Annotated in this window: 9 protein-coding genes; 2 read left to right on the forward strand and 7 right to left on the reverse strand. The window is 35.1% G+C overall.

All coding sequences use genetic code 11. From position 1 onward, the window contains the following. Window positions 1-30: 30 nt before the first annotated feature. The 6 genes from GWR14_RS02180 to GWR14_RS02205 form a co-directional block, all read right to left on the reverse strand. The gene (locus GWR14_RS02180) at window positions 31-1,056 is read right to left on the reverse strand and encodes a glycoside hydrolase family 43 protein (protein WP_163407309.1); all 1,026 of its coding nucleotides are present in this window, start codon (window positions 1,054-1,056) and stop codon (window positions 31-33) included. Window positions 1,057-1,084: 28 nt separating this feature from the next. Next, entirely contained in the window at window positions 1,085-2,518 is a 1,434-nt protein-coding gene (locus GWR14_RS02185) for an MFS transporter (RefSeq protein WP_163407310.1), read from the reverse strand. Between the two features lie 236 nt (window positions 2,519-2,754). Further along, on the reverse strand, window positions 2,755-3,855 hold the full coding sequence (locus tag GWR14_RS02190; protein ID WP_163407311.1) for an endo-1,4-beta-xylanase: 1,101 nt from the start codon (window positions 3,853-3,855) through the stop codon (window positions 2,755-2,757). Between the two features lie 176 nt (window positions 3,856-4,031). After that, window positions 4,032-6,182, reverse strand: a complete 2,151-nt coding sequence (locus tag GWR14_RS02195; protein WP_163407312.1) for an alpha-glucuronidase family glycosyl hydrolase — start codon at window positions 6,180-6,182, stop codon at window positions 4,032-4,034. A gap of 192 nt (window positions 6,183-6,374) precedes the next feature. Then, on the reverse strand, window positions 6,375-7,097 hold the full coding sequence (locus tag GWR14_RS02200; protein ID WP_163407313.1) for a LytR/AlgR family response regulator transcription factor: 723 nt from the start codon (window positions 7,095-7,097) through the stop codon (window positions 6,375-6,377). Beyond that, complete coding sequence (locus GWR14_RS02205; protein ID WP_163407314.1) at window positions 7,084-8,148, reverse strand: sensor histidine kinase; 1,065 nt, start codon at window positions 8,146-8,148, stop codon at window positions 7,084-7,086. The genes GWR14_RS02200 and GWR14_RS02205 overlap by 14 nt, the downstream gene beginning before the upstream one ends. Before the next feature lie 156 nt (window positions 8,149-8,304). On the opposite strand from GWR14_RS02205, the gene GWR14_RS02210 reads away from it, so the two are divergent. Next, a complete protein-coding gene (locus GWR14_RS02210; protein WP_163407315.1) occupies window positions 8,305-10,155 on the forward strand; it encodes an alpha-amylase family glycosyl hydrolase in 1,851 nt (616 codons plus the stop codon). A gap of 7 nt (window positions 10,156-10,162) precedes the next feature. After that, window positions 10,163-12,793, forward strand: coding sequence for a DUF5916 domain-containing protein (locus GWR14_RS02215; protein ID WP_163407316.1), 2,631 nt, complete (start codon window positions 10,163-10,165; stop codon window positions 12,791-12,793). 66 nt (window positions 12,794-12,859) lie between these two features. On the opposite strand, the gene GWR14_RS02220 is transcribed toward GWR14_RS02215, so the two are convergent. Then, window positions 12,860-13,225, reverse strand: a complete 366-nt coding sequence (locus tag GWR14_RS02220; protein WP_163407317.1) for a SpoIIAA family protein — start codon at window positions 13,223-13,225, stop codon at window positions 12,860-12,862. Between the last annotated feature and the right edge of the window lie 215 nt (window positions 13,226-13,440).

Raw genomic sequence — 13,440 nt, forward strand, 5'->3', positions numbered from 1 at the left:
AAATATTCAATTAAAATCTGACGAAATTATTTATTCTTCTTTTCCATAAGGATCAATCGTATTGATTGAACCATCTTCATTATATGTGATTTCAGTAACTTTTATCGATCTCAAATGCGTAACACCTTTTGAAAGACTCGAATCATGATAAAAAAGATACCACTTTCCTTCTACCTCACAGATAGAATGATGAGAAGTCCAGCCAATTACCGGGTTTAAAATTCGTCCCTGATACGTAAACGGTCCATAAGGACTGTCACCGATGGCATAACAAATAAAATGTGTATCTCCAGTAGAATATGAAAAATAATACTTACCATTATATGTATGTATCCATGGACCTTCAAAAAAGCGCTGCTCATTATTCCCTGCCAATAAAACATCACCATTTTTGTCCAAAATTTTAATTTCTCTTGGAACTTCAGCAAATTGTTTCATGTCATCACTCAATAATGCTACGATAGGTCCTAATGCCGGTTCGTTTTTATGTGGCTCTTCGTTATCTTCAGAAAATTGATTATTTCTGTATTTTTGAAGCTGACCGCCCCAAATACCTCCAAAATAGAGATAAAATTTTCCGTCATTGTCCTCAAAAACAGCCGGATCAATAGAATAGCTTCCCTTAATTGCTTCGGGTTCTGCCATAAACGGTCCTGTTGGCGAATCACTAATCGCTACACCGATCTGAAAAATTCCGTCTGCACGTTTTGCCGGAAAATACAAATAGTACTTACCATTTTTACAGGCGGCATCAGGAGCCCACATTTGTTTCTCGGCCCATTTTACATCTTTTACATGCAGAGCAAGTCCGTTATCGACTACTTCAGATTCTATATTTTCCATAGAAAACACATGGTAATCTTCCATTCCGAAATGATCTCCATTGTCATTAAACGGAATTCCCGCATCAATGTCATGTGATGGATAAATATAAATTTTGCCGTTGAATACATGTGCTGATGGATCGGCTGTATACATGTGTTTTACTAAAGGCTGTGATATCGCTGTTTTGTCTATCGTTTCAAAATTAATTTGTTCAATGCTATCTTCAGGCATAGTCGTATTTTGTTTTAATGATAATAATTTATGCTCTTCTTTCTTTTAAATCACTTTCTATCTGCACTTCCATTTTCTTGTCAATTTCATAGAAAAACAACAATCCGCCACCGATCAAAAAAGGTATTGCAGGAAAGACACTTACCAGTAATTTGATTCCGTTAATGGCAATATCACTTTGTGAAGCGGCATTTGGTACATAATCAAAGTGCCCCAAAAGAGACGTAGTCAAAGCACCACCAATACTCAATCCGGCTTTTAGCCCCACCATCATTGCAGAAAATATAATTGCGGTAGCACGGCGGTTGTTTTTCCACTCCGAATAATCTGCCACATCAGCAATCATCGCCCAAAGAAGCGGAATTGTGATGCCATAGAAAAAACCGTGAAAAATTTGAGAAAAAAACATCAGTCCAACAGCAGTTGGCGATAAGAAATAAAAAGCAATTATAAATAAGGTCGAAATAAAAAGAAATAATCCGAAAACGTTTCTTTTACCGTATTTGTCAGCGAATCTTTTTGATAATGTAATTCCAACTATCATAAAAATAATTCCGCCGGCATTAAACAATCCAAAGCCAGCAGAAACAGGATCGTCTCCAAAAGTGTTTAAACCTATACTAGAAAGAAAATCTAAAATTGGCTGAATAAAAACAGCTAATTCATCTTTGTTTACGTAGTTTTCAAAATAATATACATACGAGCCGCCCTTCATTGCCAGTGTTACAAACACAAGGAGAGTAAGCGTCAGCATGATAATCCATGGTTTGTTTTTTATCAGATCGCTTAAATCTTCCTTTACGCTTGATTTTTGTTCCGGCTTTGGTACAATGCGTTCTTTGGTCGTCAGAAAAGTAATCAATAACATAATGGTTCCGATAATTGCGAGTGCTGTCATCACTTTTTCTATTCCTATCGCTTTGTCTCCATTTCCGGCACTTTTGATAATTCCAAGCATAAAAACCTGTACAAAAAACTGCGCAAACATTACAGCTACAAATCGATATGCCGACATACTGTTTCGCTCGCCCATATCCCCTGTTATAACGCCACTTAAAGCAGAATAAGGCAAATTATTGGCTGCATACAACAATAACAATAATGAATAAGTTATCACAGCATAAATTACTTTTCCCTGATACGAGAATCCAGGCGTTGTAAAAGCCAAAAGTGCAATAATGCCCAAAGGAACTGATGTCCACAAAATCCAGGGACGAAATTTACCCCATTTGGTATTCGTTCTGTCTGCCAATGCTCCAATAACAGGATTGAAAATAAAAGCAGCGATTAAACCCACAACCAACATAATTATGGAGGAATGCGCTGGTGATAAACCGTAAATATCGGTATAAAAATAAGCCAGATATGTCATCAATGTCTGAAAAACTAAGTTAGCAGCCAGATCTCCAAGGCTATATCCTATTTTTTCTTTAATGGATAATTTTTGAGAAGATAAATTCATTATTCTAATCGTGGTTAGTTAGGTTAGTTATATTTAGTAAATTATATTGTTTTATTTTTTTGGCATTAAATATTATCAGTTATAAAGTCTTATGTTAAAAAACTAAGAAAAATAACAAAACAATCGGTTGTGTAAAATTATAAAAAAAAGTATAGCAACCAAATTTAGTTTGCCTTATTACCGCTTTATTTCAAAAATTTAATATTCTGAAATCTAAGCTTTTATAGTAAGATCGATTATTTCTTTAAATCAATCAGGGCATCGTATGCTTTTTTAGGCTGAAGCTGAGTATCAAATAATAAAGGATAATTGGTTCTTCCTTTTATTGGCCAGTCATTCAACCATGATTGACCGTCATAAGTTCCCCAAAATGTCACTCTGCTAATCTTATCTTTATGCTTCAAAAATAATTTAAAAATATCCGAATAGCGCTGAGCCAATTTTTGCTGAACAGCTTCAGGAAGACCATCGGGATATGGATTCATTTTGGCACTTCCTTCAAATTTCTGATTGATTTCAGCACCTTTTAAATCCCAGGGATTTGGCAAAACAGTAATGTCCAGTTCTGTGAAAGCTACTTTAAGACCCAATTCAGAATAAGCTAAAATCGTTTTTTCAATTTCTTCTAATGAAGGTCCTTCCAGACTCCAGTGTCCCTGAATCCCTACTCCATCTACTTTTCCGCCATGCTCACGAATGTATTTTACCAATCTTAAAGCACCTTCTCTTTTTTTCGGCTCTTCAATATTGTAATCGTTGTAATATAATTGAGCTTTAGGATCTGCTTTTTCTGCCAGTTTAAAAGCGTCTGCAAGATAGCTCTCGCCAAGTGTATTCAAAAAAACTGATTTTCTTAAGGTTCCGTCATCGTTCAAAGCTTCATTGACTACGTCCCAGGAATCAATCTTTCCTTTATATTTAGAAACAATCGTACTGATATGATCTTTCATAAACGCTTTCATTTCAGTACTATCCTTAATTTCGCTCATCCATGGTGCCAACTGACTGTGCCATATCAAAGTATGTCCATGAATAAACATTTTATTTTTTTCGCCAAACGCCACAAATTTATCAGCTAAAGCAAAATCATACTTGTCTTTTTGAGGATGCATATACATTGATTTCATGATATTCTCGGCTGTAATTGCATTAAACTCTTTTCGAATAATTGCATCAGCTTTTGTATCTTTTTCTTCAATCTGGTCAGCATTTAAAGCCGTTCCTATATAAAAATCTTTTTTATAAGAATCTGCCAAAGAAGCAACTGCCTTTTTTGACGTACAATTTACAAACAGCACTGCTGTGACTGCCAGTAAATAAGGACTGATTAGTTTCATTATTTTGTGATATTTTAGGTTAATAAGTTAGTCAAAAGTTTAAAAGTCAAAAGTCAAAAGAAGCAAAGTCAAAAGAAGCAAAGTCATCAATAACTACTGAAGACAAGTTCTATACATCGTTTTGTTTCATTTTAAAATATGACATTATGCTATTATTAATTAGTTTTTAAATTGGATCAATTACCCGGAGCAAACGGAAACTTTAGTGATTTAAAATACTCTAATGTTTCCGTTGGCTTTTCTACTCCTTTTGGTAATTCTTTACCTGAAAATTGCTGAAAATATAACAAACAGGCATCGCGCCACCATTTTGCTTCTTTATACTGAATATTCAATAACATTTCAACTTCCTTAAATCGTTCTGCATCAAGATAAGGTTTCGTTTTATTCCATGTATTCTGCATTTCTTTTACCTGATCAACACCTTCCTGATATTTAAGCGCCATTCCGTTCCAGAGCGTCTGCCCGTTTTTTAATTTATAATCCCAAGAAACATGATGAAACCATAATAAATCTTTTTCAGGGCATGTTTCTGTGTTATCAAAAATTTTCTCAACCTCTGAGGCATACTGTGCTGTCGCATTTGTACCTGTTTTTGACCGGTCGAAACCAATTCCGTTTTTATCTGCTTTATGATAGTACACCGGATTCCATTCGGGTCTGGACAAGTTTGAAACCCAAGGACCCGGACCGTAATGATGTCCCGTATCCATAATATGATGCAAACCAAGAGGCGTCATATAATTTACGACTGCTTCACGTGACTGAAGCATCATTTCCTTAACCGGTTTGATAAAATTTTCATTATTTGAAAAAGTGCATCGCAGCCATTCATCTGCAATAGTTTCTGAATCCAGATAAGGATCCCAGGCCAGTCTTCCGAAACCATACCAATTTGCCTGAGCAAAAGGGTGTCCTGTCCAGTTTAAATCGTTGCCAATATTGGAAACTCCTGCAATTCCGGTAAGTTTATGATGATCCAAAGTACCGTCAACCACTTTTGCAACTAATGAACCTTTTCCTTTTTGATACGTATCTGACTCTAAAACTTCCTGATATAATTTAGGCAGGTAAACTAAATGTGTGCTAAAACCCAAATATTCCTGTGTAATTTGAAATTCCATCATTAAAGGTGTTTTCGGCATTGCTCCAAATAAAGGATGAAAAGGTTCTCTAGGCTGAAAATCAATCGCTCCATTTTTTACCTGAACGATTACGTTATCTTTGAATTTTCCGTCATACGGTTGGAATTCGGCATAAGCTTGTTTCGCACGGTCATTTGCATCATGTTCAGAATATACAAAAGCCCTCCACATTATCACGCCTCCAAAAGGAGCTACGGCATCAGCCAGCATATTGGCACCGTCAACATGATCTCTTCCGTAATTTTGCGGTCCCGGCTGTCCTTCTGAATTCGCCTTTATCAAAAATCCTCCAAAATCCGGAATTCGTTTATAAATTTCAGCAGCTTTATTTTTCCACCAATTAGCCACATCAGCATCTTTTGGATCTGCCGTTTTCAATCCTCCAATTTCGATTGGTGCCGAAAAACGCGCTGTTAGATAGACTTTTATTCCGTACGGCCTGAATACATTTGCCAGAGCTTCAACTTTCTCTAAATATTGAGGTGTTAAGATCAGGGCATTTGCGTTTACATTAGTCAAAACCGTTCCGTTGATGCCTACAGAAGCATTTGCACGCGCATAATCAATATAACGCTGATCAATAAAATCAGGGAGTTTTTGCCAGTTCCACAAAGAGAAACCTGCATAACCGCGCTCAACTGTTCTGTCCAGATTATCCCAGTGATTTAGAATTCGAATATTTGCTTTTGGGGCATCAGCGATATTCAAATTATCGATTGTTTTATTCGTCTGAAGCAGTCTCAAAAAATTATAAACACCATACAAAACTCCAATATCATTTTTTCCGGTAATAAGTATGTGCTTTTTATTTTTTAGTGAAATGGATTTGATTATAAATCCTTCTTCGCTTATTTTATTAAAATCAGAGCCAGCAACTTTTTGAATTTCGGAACTTAATGAGGTTTTAGAACCTATAATAATTTTATTCTCTCCTTTGATTTCTGAAAAAACCTCCGGTTTGTTTTCTAACATATGAAAAATCCCGGTTTCTAACTCTTTTATTGAAATCTTTAAAGTTTCAGAATTTCCCAAAGAAACAATTCCCTGTAATTTATTTCTATATTCTGAAGCCAGCCCAGTGTTGGTTATTTTATCATATTGAAGCCATAATTTATAATCCTTTTGTGCTGTTGCAGAAAAGGAAACTATAAATGCAAGGAAAATTAATCGTAATGAAATCATCTTTTACTAAGTTATTCTTTTTTTAAACATTCGATTAAATTATGAAACGCATATTTTATACATGAATAATAGATTTATTAAAATTTTATTCTAAAAAATACATTATCACAAATAAAACAACAAAAACAATCGGTTGCGTAAAAATATAATATTGTAACTAAAGAAAAAAATTAAAACTGATTTTTTTAGAAATTATTTTCCGGTTAATGAGTTTAATGAATTGGAAACGGCTGAATTATAAAGCCTTCCTATGGGCAGTTGTTTGTCTTTTACCTGAACTATATTTCCATTAAAACTTACAATTTTACTTATAGCAACTAAAAAAGAACGATGTATTCTGCAAAATAATCCTTCAGGCAGCTTCTCCTCCATTTCTGAGATAGACTGATAGGTTTTATAGCTATTTGTTTCAGTGTAAATCATTAAATAATTTCCCTGTGATTCAAAATAGTCAATTTCATCCAAAAAGAGTTTCAGCATTTTTCGTTCGCATTTTACGAAAATGAATGGGTTTTCTGATTCCGTCTTTTTTGTAAGCAGCACTATTTCATTTAGTTCCCTCATTTTACTGTACTTATTTATCGCTTTTGCAAAACGTTCATAAGAAATTGGTTTTAAAATATAATCGACCGCATCTAATTCAAAACCTTCAACAGCATATTCGGTATAGGCGGTTGTAAAAATGATTTCCGTTTCGGGAGGTATATTCCGTGCAAATTCAATTCCTGATTTTCCCGGCAGGTTTATATCCAAAAATATAAGATCGATTTTTTGTGATTTCAAAATATTTTGTGCCCCTGAAACACTGCTGAATTTTCCCTTTAACTCTAAAAAATCAAATTTTGCGATGTGAAGCTCTAATAATATAGAAGCTGGTAATTCATCTTCGATTATAATACAATTAATGGCTGCCATCTTTCATCTTTAGTTTTAAGGAAACAAAAAAACTGGTTGTTTCATTTTTAATAACCAGAATATGTTCGCCCGGATAGAGTAATTCCAGTCTTCTTTTCACATTTGCAATTCCGATTCCTCTGCTTGTATTTTTAATTGAAGCATTAAAGTTTTCAGGAAGGCTATTTTCTATTTTAACCACAAACCAATCATCTGTTATACTGATTGCAATAGTAATCCAACCCTGATTATTCTCGTCTAGACAATATTTATAGCTATTTTCGATAAACGGCAGTACTAAAAAAGGCTCTATGGAATGATTTTCGATTTCTCCAAAAACACTAAAACTCAATTGAAGCCGATCATCGAAACGCAGTTGCTGAAGCGAAATGTAATTTTTAAGATAATCGATTTCATTCTCCAGAGAGATACTTTTATTATTTACATCATAAATCGAAAACCGAAGCAAGTCTGATATTTTTAGTACAATCTCTGCCGAATCATCTGATTTGCTTAGAATTTTAGAGTACAGACTATTCAGGACGTTAAACAAAAAATGAGGATGAAACTGGTTGCGGAGCGAAGTTAATTCGGCTTGTAATTTCTCTGATAGTATAGTCTGTACCTTATTTTTTTCTTCAGCCAAATGATAAAACAACCGAAAAGCAACCGGAATGGTAACTACAAACTGCAATTTACTCACATTGTATAAAAACACCGGAGCAGACAAAAGTGGTTCAGTCTTCCAGAAAGTTAAATAATAACGAAGAATGATATAATTGTCAATTAACCGCTGTAGAAAAGCAAAAAGCAAAATCATAACGATATAAGCCATAAAAAAGGCAACTGTTTTTTTTCTGAATAACAATTTCGGCATTAATAAATCAACCACAATAGTTACAAAACATATTTTGGGCAGTACACTATACCATTCATTTCGCCAGGCTACAATAAAATCTCCTTCTGGCAATCCCTGAATCAGGCTGAATAGCAAAATATAACCCAGCCAGTAGAGTGCATAGAGTTTAATTAGCTGAAACCTGTTTTCAGGATTGTATGTCAATAGATTCATTTTTGTAATGTTTTGCCTAAATGTAAAAATAGTGCTTTTGTTTCAAACGAAAATTGCTGTTTACCATGCAAAACATGCTGTTTAAATAAGTTGCTTTTTTGAAGGGTTAAAGAAAAATATCTTTCGCTCATAAAACTAACTTAAAAACAACCAAAGATGAAAAAAACACTCTTTTTTTTCTTTATTTTAATGGGTTTAGCGTTTACCGCAAATGCTAAAAATGATGTCTATCCAACAAACTGGTGGACCGGGATGAAAACCAATTCTATCCAGTTATTAATCCGAAGCACCGGAAATGCTTTTACATCTGACAATGTCAGTATTAATTATCCGGGTATTACCATTTTAAAAACACATCCCTTTTCAAACAAAAAGTATCTGGCTGTTGATATTTTAATCGCTCCCGAAACCCTTCCCGGTGAAGTGGTAATTGAAGTCAGTCAGCAAGGAAAAAAACAAAAAATCAACTGGCCAATTTATAAACGAAGAGCAGGAAACGGAACTCAGTATGCACAGGGCGTGAATTCAGCTGATTTTATTGACCTGATTATGGTGGATCGTTTCAGTAACGGAGATGCTACAAACGATCGTATAAAAGGAATGAGAGATCAATCTCTGGATAGAAACCAAATGTACGATCGCCATGGCGGAGATTTGCAAGGTGTAATTAATAATCTTGACTATTTACACGGATTAGGTGTTACAACTTTATGGTTTACCCCAATTATGGAAAACGATATGGTCAACAGAACCGAGCATGGTTATGCCATTACAGATCATTACAAAATTGATGCGCGTTATGGCGGTGATGAGGCTTATAAAAAATTAAGCAACAACCTGCATCAGCGTGGTATGAAACTGATTTTTGATGCGGTTTACAATCATTTCGGGCTTTATCATTTTCTGGAACAGGACGCACCGGATAACGACTGGGTGCATCGCTGGCCGGAATATACTCAGACCAATTACAGAGAGCAGCCTTTATTTGATCCTTATGGTGCAAAATCAGATCAGAAAAAAATGAGCAACGGCTGGTTTGACAAAATAATGCCGGACATCAATCAGGACAATCCTTATATGGCAAATTTTCTAATTCAGAATTGTATCTGGCATGTCGAAACCTTTGGCATCGACGGAATTCGTCTTGACACTTACACCTACAATGATTTAAATTTTGCCAATCGCTGTAACGAGGCAATTCTGAATGAATTTCCTAAAATCACCATTTTTGGCGAAATTATGGTACACGGAGCTGCAAACCAGGCTTATTTTGAACAGAATACTATTGACACCAGTTTTAAAAGCAACCTTCCATCGGTAGTAGATTTCCAGAGTTTGTATTACGGAATCATTCCTGCCCTCACCCAGCCTTTTGGATGGACAGATGGCGTAAACAAATTGTACTACACACTTAGTAGTGATTTTTTGAGCAAAAATCCGATGCAGAAAGTATTGCTGTTAGACAATCATGACGAGCCAAGATTTTTCTCTGTTGTTGGTGAAAATGTCGAAAAACAAAAAATGGGCTTTCAATGGCTTTTAACCTGTCGTGGCATTCCGCAATTGTATTATGGATCAGAAGTATTGGTAAAAGGTTTTAAAGCTCCCGACGGATTGGTGCGCTCTGATTTTCCCGGTGGATGGAGTTCGGATACCAAAAATGCCTTCACTGGAAAAGGTCTTACCGAAGATGAAAAATCTACTCAGGATTTGGTTCGAAAGCTGGCTAATTTCAGAAAAACAGCTTCGGCAATTACCACTGGAAAAATGATGCATTACATTCCGACAGAAGGTTTATATGTGTATTTCAGGTATGATGAAAAGCAGACTATTATGTGTATCATGAATACAAGTAACAGTGATAAAGAAATTGATTTTCAGAAATATGACGAAAGAACAAAAGGTTTTAATTCGGCAAAGAATGTAGTAACAGATGAAGTTTTTTCATCATTAAATAAAACTACAATTCCGGCTATGAAAATGTGGGTTTTAGAACTAAATAAATAATCCGGAAATGTTTTATTTAAAAAAAATAGTGCCATTAGTATTTTTCGTTCTCCAATTAAGTTATGGCCAGCAGGCACCAAAACCAAATCGGAAGGTTTATAACACAAAATCGACAGGAACACTCCCTCCGCCGGTTATAGATGGCATTTTAAACGACGAAAGCTGGAATATTGTCGAATGGACAGGCGATTATATAGAAAACCTTCCTGACGAAAATACGGAACCCATTGAGCAAACGAAATTTAAAGTACTATACGATAAAGAGTTCATCTATTTTGGTTTCAGATGTTATGACAAAGATCCGAAAGGAATCGTAAAAAGGTTATCCAGACGTGATGGTTTTGAAGGCGACTGGATTGAAATCAATATCAGCAGTCATTATGATCAGCTTACGGCTTTTTCATTTGCTGCATCGGTAGCGGGTGTAAAAAGCGATGGTTTCATTTCTGATAACGGAAAAACCTGGGAGGGAAACTGGAATCCGATCTGGTATCTGAAAACCAATATAGATAATGAAGGCTGGACTGCAGAAATTAAAATTCCGCTGAGCCAGTTAAAATTTAGTGATGCCCCTGAACAGGTTTGGGGGCTTCAGTCTACACGCCGGTATTTCAGGACAGAAGAACGTTCTCTTTGGCAGCGAATTCCGCTTGATGCTCCGGGCTGGGTAAGTGAGTTTGGAGAGCTGCATGGTTTGAAAGGTTTATCTCCAAAAAGACAAATTGAAGTCCAGCCATTTTTGCTAACTAAATTAGAAACATATCCAAAAGAAGCAGGAAATCCTTTTAAAACAGGTAATGATTTTCAGGTGAACGGAGGTTTGGATGCAAAGATCGGAATCACAAATGACCTGACCTTAAACTTAACCATTAACCCTGATTTTGGTCAGGTTGAAGCTGATCCCGCTGCTATTGTACTGGATGGTTTTCAGGTTTTTTATGATGAAAGAAGACCTTTTTTTGTCGAAAACAGGAACATTTTCAACTACACTTTTGCTGATGATCAGGACAATTTATTTTATTCCCGCAGAATTGGAAGAAACCCCAACGGACAGCCTAATCTTCCGGAAGATGCTTTTATGACTATTCCTGTCAATACTACGATTTTGGGTGCTGCAAAATTTAGCGGAAAAACCAAAAACGGCTGGTCAATAGGAGTTCTTGAAAGCGTAACAGGCAAAGAATATGCTAAAATTCAGGAAAACAATTTGAAGAGAGAAGTTTTAGTTGAGCCTTTAACCAATTATCTGGTTGGTCGTGTACAGAAAGATTTTAATAATCGTAACAGTTACATCGGAGGTATTTTTACAGCAACCAATCGAAATTTAGAAACTGATTTTCTGAATTTTATGCATACATCAGCTTATACAGCAGGAATAGATTTTAGGCACAACTGGAACAACAGAAAATATTATTTTAGAGGCAATTTCGTGACCAGCAAAATTGAAGGAAGCCAAGAAGCCATTACGGCAACCCAAAGAAACATGACACATTTATTTCAGAGAACAGATGCTGGACATTTGCAGGTTGATACTGAAAGAACATCACTTACGGGAACAGGCGGACAATTTGAAATAGGTAAATCAAGCGTTGGCAACTGGCGTTACAGGGGATATTTAGTGTGGCGATCTCCTGAATTAGAACTAAATGATATTGGATTTTTAAGACAGGCTGATGAAATCAAACAATACACATTTTTGTCTTATGAAACCTTAAAGCCTTTTGGCCGTTTTCGAAAAGTAACCACTTATTTCGACCAGACTTCAAATTTTGATTTTGAAGGAAATTATAACAGAATGCAGTATATGCTGGGTTCTGATGCCGTGTTCAAAAACAACTGGAACCTGATTGTTTCAGCTATCTATAAACCTGTAAATTATTCGAATTCGATGCTTCAGGGCGGCCCAAGATTTCGTTACTCCGAAGATTTTTTCAAATCGATTACTATCGTTTCAGATAGCAGAAAAAAATTCAGATACAGCATGGCTTTCTATAACAATAAGGCCAAAAATAATTCTTTTTCATACTCTGAAATCAATATTGGTCTAATCTATCAGCCTGTAAACGCTCTTACACTTTCTGTAAATCCTTCACTTTCTTCCAATAAAAACAAATTACAGTACATAACACAAACCAGTTTTAATACAGAACCGCGATACATTACTGCCAATTTAGACCAGAATACTTTTAGTACCTCAATACGATTAGATTACAATATAAATCCGAATTTCACTATTCAGTATTACGGTCAGCCTTTTATTTCGAAAGGAAAATACAATCAATTTAATAAAGTGATCAATCCGGTTGCAGCGTATTATAAAGACAGGGTAAGTTTATTTGATCAGGACCAGATCAATTTTAATGAAAGTGAGAATCGTTATGAAGTGGATGAAGACACAAACGGTTCAACAGATTATACAATACACAACCCCGACTTTTCATTTGTGCAGTTCCGTTCTAATCTGGTGGCACGCTGGGAATATATCCCGGGTTCTGAAATCTTTTTTGTGTGGTCACAGGGAATCACTTCAAACGGAAATCCAAATGAAAAACTGATATCAGAATTAAACTCACAAATTTTAGGCAGAAAACCAACTAATACCTTCCTGATAAAAATGACCTATCGATTTCTGTTTTAGCTACTCAAACTAAAACTTTAAAATAAACACATATAAATTTAATAATTAGACTTTTAACAAAACAAATTAAATATTTCCTTCAACCCAATTCAATGCTTTGTTGAATTCAACTTTTCTAAAACCACGAAACTCTCCCGGAACAATATAGCTAAAGCCATTTGTAAATGAAATTATCTCTTCTGTATCAGTTACAATGGCAGCTCTGTTCCATTTTCCTAAATGTTTCAGTCCAATTAAGACATCCTGCAGCCATGCTCCTGCAGTAACGTTTCCAATATCAGTATCCAATACCAGTAAAAAATTAATTTCATTGATTCTTTTTACCAAATTATCAATCGCAGGAACTACAAGTGCCTGAAAATCTTCTTTTGTTACTTCTGCAAGGGCTCTAAAAGCAACAACGTTATCTGCTGTGTCAATTATGTGTATCATGGTTTTATTTTGTTTAAATTTTTACCCTCAAATTTAAAAACACATAGAGCAGATTTCTTTATAAGATATTACTTAAAAATTATAAAATATCTATCTTATCAGATGCTTTATTGTTTAAAATATTCAGCTAAATTAATTTCGATAAATTTTAGTTAACCTTTTAAATAATTTACCTGTAAAGAGTACTAAACCTAGTATAAAAAAATTAATTTTGA

The sequence above is a fragment of the Flavobacterium ajazii genome, assembly GCF_010614725.1.
In the GTDB taxonomy this organism is placed as follows: domain Bacteria; phylum Bacteroidota; class Bacteroidia; order Flavobacteriales; family Flavobacteriaceae; genus Flavobacterium; species Flavobacterium ajazii.

Excerpts from the sequence above, each read along its gene's own strand:
- GWR14_RS02180 (WP_163407309.1), bottom strand. The coding sequence starts at position 1,056 with ATGCCTGAAGATAGCATTGAACAAATTAATTTTGAAACGATAGACAAA.
- GWR14_RS02215 (WP_163407316.1), top strand. The coding sequence starts at position 10,163 with ATGTTTTATTTAAAAAAAATAGTGCCATTAGTATTTTTCGTTCTCCAA.
- GWR14_RS02190 (WP_163407311.1), bottom strand. The coding sequence starts at position 3,855 with ATGAAACTAATCAGTCCTTATTTACTGGCAGTCACAGCAGTGCTGTTT.
- GWR14_RS02210 (WP_163407315.1), top strand. The coding sequence starts at position 8,305 with ATGAAAAAAACACTCTTTTTTTTCTTTATTTTAATGGGTTTAGCGTTT.
- GWR14_RS02195 (WP_163407312.1), bottom strand. The coding sequence starts at position 6,182 with ATGATTTCATTACGATTAATTTTCCTTGCATTTATAGTTTCCTTTTCT.
- GWR14_RS02200 (WP_163407313.1), bottom strand. The coding sequence starts at position 7,097 with ATGGCAGCCATTAATTGTATTATAATCGAAGATGAATTACCAGCTTCT.
- GWR14_RS02205 (WP_163407314.1), bottom strand. The coding sequence starts at position 8,148 with ATGAATCTATTGACATACAATCCTGAAAACAGGTTTCAGCTAATTAAA.
- GWR14_RS02185 (WP_163407310.1), bottom strand. The coding sequence starts at position 2,518 with ATGAATTTATCTTCTCAAAAATTATCCATTAAAGAAAAAATAGGATAT.
- GWR14_RS02220 (WP_163407317.1), bottom strand. The coding sequence starts at position 13,225 with ATGATACACATAATTGACACAGCAGATAACGTTGTTGCTTTTAGAGCC.